Annotated in this window: 6 protein-coding genes; 5 read left to right on the top strand and 1 reads right to left on the bottom strand. The window is 34.9% G+C overall.

Going from position 1 to position 7,809, the window contains the following annotated elements:
- Positions 1-563: 563 nt before the first annotated feature.
- From H1P_RS36685 to H1P_RS28940, 3 genes are all read left to right on the top strand, one after another.
- Positions 564-707 carry a hypothetical protein gene (locus tag H1P_RS36685; protein WP_186376205.1) on the top strand — a complete coding sequence of 48 codons (144 nt, stop codon included), beginning with the start codon at positions 564-566 and terminating at the stop codon, positions 705-707.
- Positions 708-777: 70 nt separating this feature from the next.
- Positions 778-2,571 (top strand): ShlB/FhaC/HecB family hemolysin secretion/activation protein, encoded by a 1,794-nt coding sequence (locus H1P_RS28945; protein ID WP_144874268.1) that lies wholly within the window; start codon positions 778-780, stop codon positions 2,569-2,571.
- A gap of 569 nt (positions 2,572-3,140) precedes the next feature.
- Positions 3,141-5,642 (top strand): CHAT domain-containing protein, encoded by a 2,502-nt coding sequence (locus H1P_RS28940; RefSeq protein ID WP_144874266.1) that lies wholly within the window; start codon positions 3,141-3,143, stop codon positions 5,640-5,642.
- Positions 5,643-5,751: 109 nt separating this feature from the next.
- On the opposite strand, the gene H1P_RS28935 is transcribed toward H1P_RS28940, so the two are convergent.
- Positions 5,752-6,558: a DUF928 domain-containing protein gene (locus H1P_RS28935; RefSeq protein ID WP_144874264.1), complete on the bottom strand. Its 807-nt coding sequence runs from the start codon at positions 6,556-6,558 to the stop codon at positions 5,752-5,754.
- A gap of 343 nt (positions 6,559-6,901) precedes the next feature.
- Here H1P_RS28935 and H1P_RS38600 point away from each other — a divergent pair, with 343 nt between their 5' ends.
- Together H1P_RS38600 and H1P_RS28925 are read left to right on the top strand one after the other, a co-directional pair.
- Positions 6,902-7,114: a hypothetical protein gene (locus H1P_RS38600; RefSeq protein WP_246142003.1), complete on the top strand. Its 213-nt coding sequence runs from the start codon at positions 6,902-6,904 to the stop codon at positions 7,112-7,114.
- Positions 7,115-7,292: 178 nt separating this feature from the next.
- On the top strand, positions 7,293-7,730 hold the full coding sequence (locus H1P_RS28925; RefSeq protein WP_144874262.1) for an SMEK domain-containing protein: 438 nt from the start codon (positions 7,293-7,295) through the stop codon (positions 7,728-7,730).
- Positions 7,731-7,809: the final 79 nt, after the last annotated feature.

Below are 7,809 nucleotides of genomic sequence, written 5' to 3'. Positions count from 1 at the left end.
GCACTAATTTTACTTCTTCCTCATATTTTACTTCTCTCTCTTTTGAATCAGTTAGAGACAGTTAGACCCTGGTTAAATGAACTTGGTTTTGATTTTTCTCTGATTAGGTGCAAGATCTGAGTTAAATACAAAAATTGACGCTACACATTATTTTTCTATTCTCCTGGATTCCTCCTCTGGAGGGGCTGTCATTTAACCAGCTATAAGCTTGGAGCTTCGCTTGCTGTAAGCTTTGTTTAATTCCTCTACTTCGTGCATAGTGGTGGGTTTAATTCCCTCACTATGCAAGTCAAATCTTGCTAATAGCTAATAGCTTATAGCAAGAAAGCTAATCGCTACGCGATTTTAAGTATGAGGAAACCTCAAATGTTTGTACGTCCCGTCTCCCCCCACTTTTTCTGTGTAGCAAGCTTTTAAGTATCTCATATAAGTCCTCTCAAGAAGACTGTTCTAAAGAATTTGATATTGGTAAGCAGTAACATCAAGAAATGTAAATTAATGCAGAATTATGGCTTTAATCCCCGATAAGTCTACAAAGAAGAAATCTTCGGGAGTGAAGTCCGATGAAAATTCCACGACATAAATTAATCACTAAGCTTTTAGTTTGGTTGACTGCTGAAATTTTATTAAACTTTTTAGGTTTAGATGATTTAGCCGATTATAGTGAGTTTGTCTATGAAAGACCGACATTAACTTTTATTAGCTAAACATGGCAATAATTTGACTTCTAAATATTTAATGTATATTTCCTCAGAAAACAAGCAATTATAATTTCTCATGAAAACCGCTTTTGGCTTTGAGTTGAAAATTATTCCTCTATCTTTATTAGCTTCTTGTTCTTTATTCTCAATAACTAATCGGGTTCAAGCACAAAATCTACCACCTGTAACCCAACCATTACCACCGCAACCAGAACCAGCAGAGCCACAGGATGTTCCTCCATCATTACCACCGCAACTAGAACCAGTCGAACCAGAAACCTTACCACCTTTAGAAGAAATATTCCCAGAACTGGAACAGACAACTCCAAGAGATGCGCCTAATACTGTGGAAGATGCACCACAAACGATTTTTGTGAAAAAATTTGAGATAGTTGGTAGCACGGTTTTTACCCCCGAAGAGTTAGTGGAAGTATTGAAACCCTATACAATGCGTCGTCTTTCTTTTACAGAACTTTTAGCAGCCCAACAAGCTATAGATCGCCTGTATATTGAGAATGGCTATATTACTTCGGGTACTTTTCTTCCTCCTCAAAAGTTACAGGATGGGATTGTGGTAATTGAAGTTATCGAAGGAACAGTAGAAGCAATTAATATTGAAGGTTTAAACCGCTTAAACTCTGGTTATGTTCGCAGTCGTCTGGAAATTGCTACTAATGCACCTTTAAATCAGAGTAAGTTACTCAATGCATTGCAAATATTACAGTTAGATCCTTTAATAGAAAACTTGGCTGCGGAATTAACTGCGGGAAGTAAGCCAGGTAGTAGTATTTTAGAGCTTAATCTGCAAGAAGCCGATCCTTTCGATTTGACTTTAAGTTTTGATAATTATCGCGCTCCTAGTGTGGGAACAGATCGCCGTCAGGTAAGATTAACTCATCGCAATTTATTAGGATTTGGCGATCGCTTTAGTATAGGTTATCTAAATACTGATGGTAGTGACTCTCTTAACGATCTTAACTACACTATCCCGATTAATGCCTATAACGGTACGCTTAATTTCCGTTTTAGCTATACCGATAGCGAAATTATAGAGAAGCCCTTCGAGCAATTTAATATCGCCTCAGAAAATACTAATTACGAATTTACCTATCGCCAACCTTTGTTGCAAAAACCCACTGAAGATGCAGCTATTGGTTTGACTTTTTCGAGAAACGACTCAGAAACTACCCTCGGAGGCGAACCTTTCCAACTATCGCGGGGTGCAAAAACCGATGGGAAAACTAATATTAGTGCGCTACGTTTTTTCCAAGAATATACTAACCGTGATGCCAATCAAGTGTTTGCTTTACGTTCTCAATTTAGTTTAGGAGTTAATCTTTTTGATGCAACTATTAATAGTGGCGATCGCCCTGATAGCAAGTTTTTGGCGTGGCGGGGACAAGCACAATATTTAAGATTATTAAGTCCCGATATTACTTTATTATTGCGTTCTGATTTGCAATTTTCAGATCGTTCTTTAGTTCCTGTAGAACAGTTTAGTTTAGGGGGTGCATTAAGTGTTCGTGGTTATCGTCAAGATGTTTTGTTAGGGGATAATGGCTGGTTTAATTCTGTTGAAATTAGAGCTACTATTTTACAAATTCCTGATAGTCAAACCAGTTTACAATTAAGTCCTTTTTTAGATTTTGGGAAGGTGTGGAATACGGATAAATTTGATAATACAAATAACGTCGATTTAGATTTTGCTAAAAACACTTTAGTTTCTGTTGGTGTTGGTTTACGTTTACAAGTTAATGATATTTTTGCTGCTCGTTTAGATTGGGGAATTCCTTTAGTAGATTTAGAAACTGAGGGAGATAGTTTACAAGAAGATGGGGTTTATTTTTCCGTAGAGTTAAAACCGTTTTAGTTAGTTAATAATTAATTTTAAATAGACGAATTTAGAAATGTTTTTTTTAGCTTATAAGTCTTTTATTATCGAGACTGATTATCATCTTTTCGATGTTATCAATAAATTAAAATTCTATGTTAAAGCACCTGAATCTTATACTTACAGATCCCATAATCATATAGTTTATCAAGGTTTTGTTTCTGAAAATAGATTTAAGTTGGTACGTATTGCTCGTAATCGCAACCTACTTTTTGTACAAATTCGATGTAAATTTAAAGAATTAGCTAATGGGACTAAAATTAATGTCACCGTAAGTTTACATCCTCTCATAGTTATCAAGTTAATCTTTAATTTATTATTCTGGATTCGAGCCTTGATATTTGTAACTTTTGAAGTAAATCCTCTAAATAAAGGTCTTTTCTTGACAGTTTTAATTTTTCCGCTCTCTTTGTTACTGATCTTTATGACTATATTTCGCTTGGAAGTAAATCGCGGTATCTATGAATTGAAGAATATTCTTGAATAAATCGAGATTAGCCTGAATTAAATAGTAGGATTGCAACACAATTAACCATTAACAATTAACCATGAATAAAATTAATAAATTATCTCTTTTATTTTTGAGTACAATTTTAATTTTTATCTCGATTCAACAAGCAAATATTATCTTGGCAACAAATAATGTCAACGTTCAAAATATAGAGCAAAGAGCAGAGCAACTTTATCAACAAAATCAATATCAAGAAACAATTGAATTATTAGAAACAGCAATTAAACATTATCAAGAATCAGGAGATATTGCAGAAATAGCGATCGCTCATCGTAATCTTGCTTTAGCTTATCAAAAATTAGGAAAATGGCAACAAGCATCAAACAGTCTTTCTCAAGCAGAAAATATTATTGCATCTCTTAATAATGAAGCAGAAAAAAATCAGTTATTGGCACAAATATTAGAAGTTAGAGGACAAATTGAATTATCTTTAGGGCGATCGCAATCTGCTTTAGAAACTTGGAAAAAGACAGTATCTTTATACGAACAACAGGATAATATTACAGGTTATACTCAAGCTAAAATTTATCAGGCTTCCGCACTGCAAGCATTGGGCTTATATTCCCAAGCAATTAAAACTTTAACAGTAATAAAAAATAAGCTAGAAAACGAACCCGATACTAAGCTTAAAGTTCAAGCATTACTGAATATTAGTAGTGTGTTAACTCGTATTGGTAACTATGAAGAATCAGCAACTATACTAGAATCTAGTTTAACTATTGCTCAAAAATTAGAGCAAAAAAATTTAATAGCAGCAACTCTCTTAAATTCAGGTAATAATAGTCGCTTACAAGGTTCGCCAGAACAAGCATTAAAAATTTATCAACAAGCCCTGAATATTTCTACCAATTCAGATATTAAGTTAAGAACTAAACTAGATCGCTTGGGAGTATTAATTGATTTAGACGAGATAGCAACCGCCACCACAGAAGCAGCAGCAATTGAGCAACTTTTATTACAATTACCACCCCAACAAACCACTCTCCAAAGCAAGGTTAGTCTAGCCCGCTATCTTATGGTACTAGACACCAAACCTAACCAAGTTACGCCAATTTTAGTTGATACCATTAAACAAGCAAGAACATTACAAATTAAAAGAATTGAAGCCGAAGCATTAGGAGTTTTAGGTAATCTTTACGAACAAAACCAACAATGGGTAGAAGCCGAAAAAATCACCGAACAAGCTTTATTAACTGCTCAAAACATTAACGCTAAAGAACTTTCTTATCAATGGCAATGGCAACTAGGTAGAATATTAAAAGCTCAGGGTAAAACAGAAAAAGCCATACTTGCATACACCCAAGCAACCAATAATTTACAAGCTCTCAGAAGCGACTTGGTAGCCATAAGCTCCGATATTCAGTATTCTTTCCGCGAAAAAATCGAGCCAGTCTACCGAGAATTAGCAGCACTACTATTACAACCAGGAGCAAGCCAAGCAGACTTAAACCAAGCCAGACAGATCGTTGAATCATTGCAAGTAGCCGAGTTGGATAATTTCTTCCGCGATGCTTGTTTAGATACCCAACCAATACAGGTAGATACAGTGGATCCCAATGCTGCTATTTTTTACACCATTATTATCGAAAATCGCTTAGAAGTCATTGCAGCTATTCCCAACCAACCTCTACAACACTATACTAACGATCTTCCACCATCAGAAATTGAAATTGTTGTTACCTCTGCAAACAGCCAAATTAGTAACCCCCGTCGTGTCAATTTGCGACTGCTACAACAAGCTTATGACTGGTTAATTCGCCCTGTAGAAGCCGATTTACAAACCAGCGAAACCAAAACCCTAGTCTTTGTTCCCGATGGCATTTTACGTAATCTTCCCCCCGCTACCTTACACGATGGACAACAATATATCATTGAAAAGTATAGTATCGCGATCGCACCCAGTTTACAACTCACTCAACTACAAGCCACAGATGAAAATAGCCAAGAAATACTCTTAGCAGGACTTTCAGAACCCCGTCAAGGCTTTTCTAGCTTACCAGGAGTCAAACAAGAAATCGAGCAGATAGAACCTCTATTTGCCTCAGAAGTACTGCTCAATAATAGCTTTACCGAAATTAATTTTAATCGCTCTGCTAATGAAACACCCTTCCGCATTGTTCATTTAGCAACTCACGGACAGTTTAGCTCCAATGCAGAAGATACTTTTGTTTTAACTTGGGATGAGCGCATCAATATCGAGGAGTTAAACAGTCTGATTCGAGGAGATAGCAAACAACTGCGCCCTGTAGATTTATTAGTGCTTAGTGCTTGTGAAACCGCTACAGGAGATCGCGATTCTGTTTTAGGTTTGGCGGGTATTGCAGTTCGGGGGGGCGCAAGAAGCACCTTAGCATCTCTCTGGGCTGTCAGCGATCGTGCTACCGTAGAGTTAATGACTAATTTCTATCAAGAATTGGCTCAAGAAAATACTACCAAAGCAGAAGCTTTACGACGCGCTCAAATATCCATCTTAAAAAGCGATCGTTACTCTCATCCCTTCTTTTGGTCAGCTTTTATTTTAGTGGGAAATTGGCAGTAATTACTACTTAGGATCGTGAATTAAATAACTTACAGATTAGGTAGGTTGTTGTTAGCGTAAGCGTAACGCACCAATATTTTAATTTGGGATTTTATTAAATTTTCATTCCTTAGTTTCTGCATAAAGTTGTATTAGCGTTCAAAACATAAGGCTTGACTGCGGATTGTTGAGCTAAATCTTGCCAGCCTAATTCTGCTAACAATCTATTCCAAGCCGTTTCTAATGGAGAGTTATGAGAATCTTTCATACGGCGTTGTGCTAGATCGTTTAAAGCATCATAAAGTAAATCATTTTCTAAGTAAACTCGATACTTCTCTTCTTGACTAACACTAGCTAACTGACTTTCTAGATCGGGGTTTAATGGTAAACGATTTAGCCAACCTTCTAAAGCCATAACTGGCTCACCACTTGATTCGACACAATCAACTTCTAAACTCCAACTATAGTTAATATTTGGAGCAAGAGCATATTTTTTTTCTGGAGGAATAGTAATTCCTACCGTACCTGCTTTTTGTGGTATTTCTACGATGCGATTGTAAACTTTATTGCCAGTTTCTAGCTCTGTAAGTACAAATTTTATTTGTGCTACCTTGTTAACATTATTGGGAATATAAAACCAAAAAGTAGGATAAGCAGCTAAAGTAAACTCTCTATTATTATTTCCTAGTAAATAAGCAATCTGTTGACCGTTTTCTCCACATACTTGTGTTAGCAAATGATTATCTCTTGTACCTCCTGCGGAAAAATCTTCTTCTGGAGAGCCAGTGTCAGGAGATGATGGTGGATTACTTTGAGATCTCTCCTCAGCATATCCTGGAAAGGGAGTCAAAAAAACAAGCAAGCTGAAAATTACAGGAGAAAAAATCTGCTTACGTCTTAGTATTTGCCTTTTGAAGTTAGATTTATTGTAAAACATTGAATTATAATTTATTTTGATAAATTAAGCACTAATGAATATTCATCACTTAATATTGTTGAATAGAAAGTTGATTCTCTGGTTACAACGAAATAATGCTTCAAAAGTCAAAATAGCACACTGTAAGCGCATAGAATATTAAGGATTAATGTAGTAGTTACTTAATTACTTAAAATAGTGTTACGCTTAGCGGGAAAAACTTTTAAATACATTTATATTGATTTAATTACAAAAGCTAAAAAACAAAAATTATTTTGCTTAATGAGAATTGGTAAGTAGAATAGCGATCGCTGTAATCTTATAAATACAGTGTTGGTGAATCAGGGTATGATTTTAGATTTTTGTGGCTTTTCCACAAATAAATAAAGAAAAAGCAATTAGCAACGAACAGTATTATTATTTACTTCATATCTCAAATTACCAACGCCTTAAATACCTTGTAAAAACTGAATTAGGAATGGATACTTTAACCCTTGATTTCCAATCCATCGAATTAACAGACGAACAATTTTATCAACTCTGCAAAAACAATCAATTAACCTACACTGCTGCCTAACGGCTGCAATATCTAATTCTGATAAGTCTTTGCCATCATAAAATATAATTCCCGATTCTAGAGTTTCAAAGCCTAACAATAACCCTATGATAATTGATTATTGCAGAGTTTTAATCGGCGATCGCGATATAATTAATTCATCTCTTGAAAAATTATATTGTCTACACATAAACAAATAATGAATCTTCTCGAATCTCAAAATAGAATTATTTACTTAATGTCTATTTTTGTAGCACAAATCAAATGTGCTACTGCAATGGGACGAACAGATTTAAATAAAGTATCTGAAACTATTTTGATACCTCTTTTCTCAGACATTTATGGATACACAAATCTTAGAAATCTTAATGCCGATATAGAAAACTATCCAGGTATCGACTTAGAAGGCGAATTACTTTTAGACGGTGAAGTTAGAAAAACTGCTTTTCAAATTACTGCAACAGCCAATACAGAGAAAATAAAGAAAACTTTGAAAAAATTTGTCCAATACGAGCTATACGGAAAATATGACAGATTAATTATATATATCTTAGTAGAAAAACAAGAATCATATTCTGGAAAGGGATATGATACGAAATCCGATTATAAAAGACCTGATATAATTCTCAAAAAGTAACCCAAAAAAATTAATGCCGAGAAAAGCTTATTTAGTAAAGCATAAGAGCTCAGAGGAATTGAAGCGAAAATACTTAAAG

Origin of the sequence: Hyella patelloides LEGE 07179 (assembly GCF_900659865.1) — a bacterium.
Taxonomy (GTDB): Bacteria; Cyanobacteriota; Cyanobacteriia; order Cyanobacteriales; family Xenococcaceae; genus Hyella; species Hyella patelloides.
The sequence above is the reverse complement of the archived record's forward strand: the minus strand, read 5'-3'. Positions and strand labels throughout refer to the sequence as shown.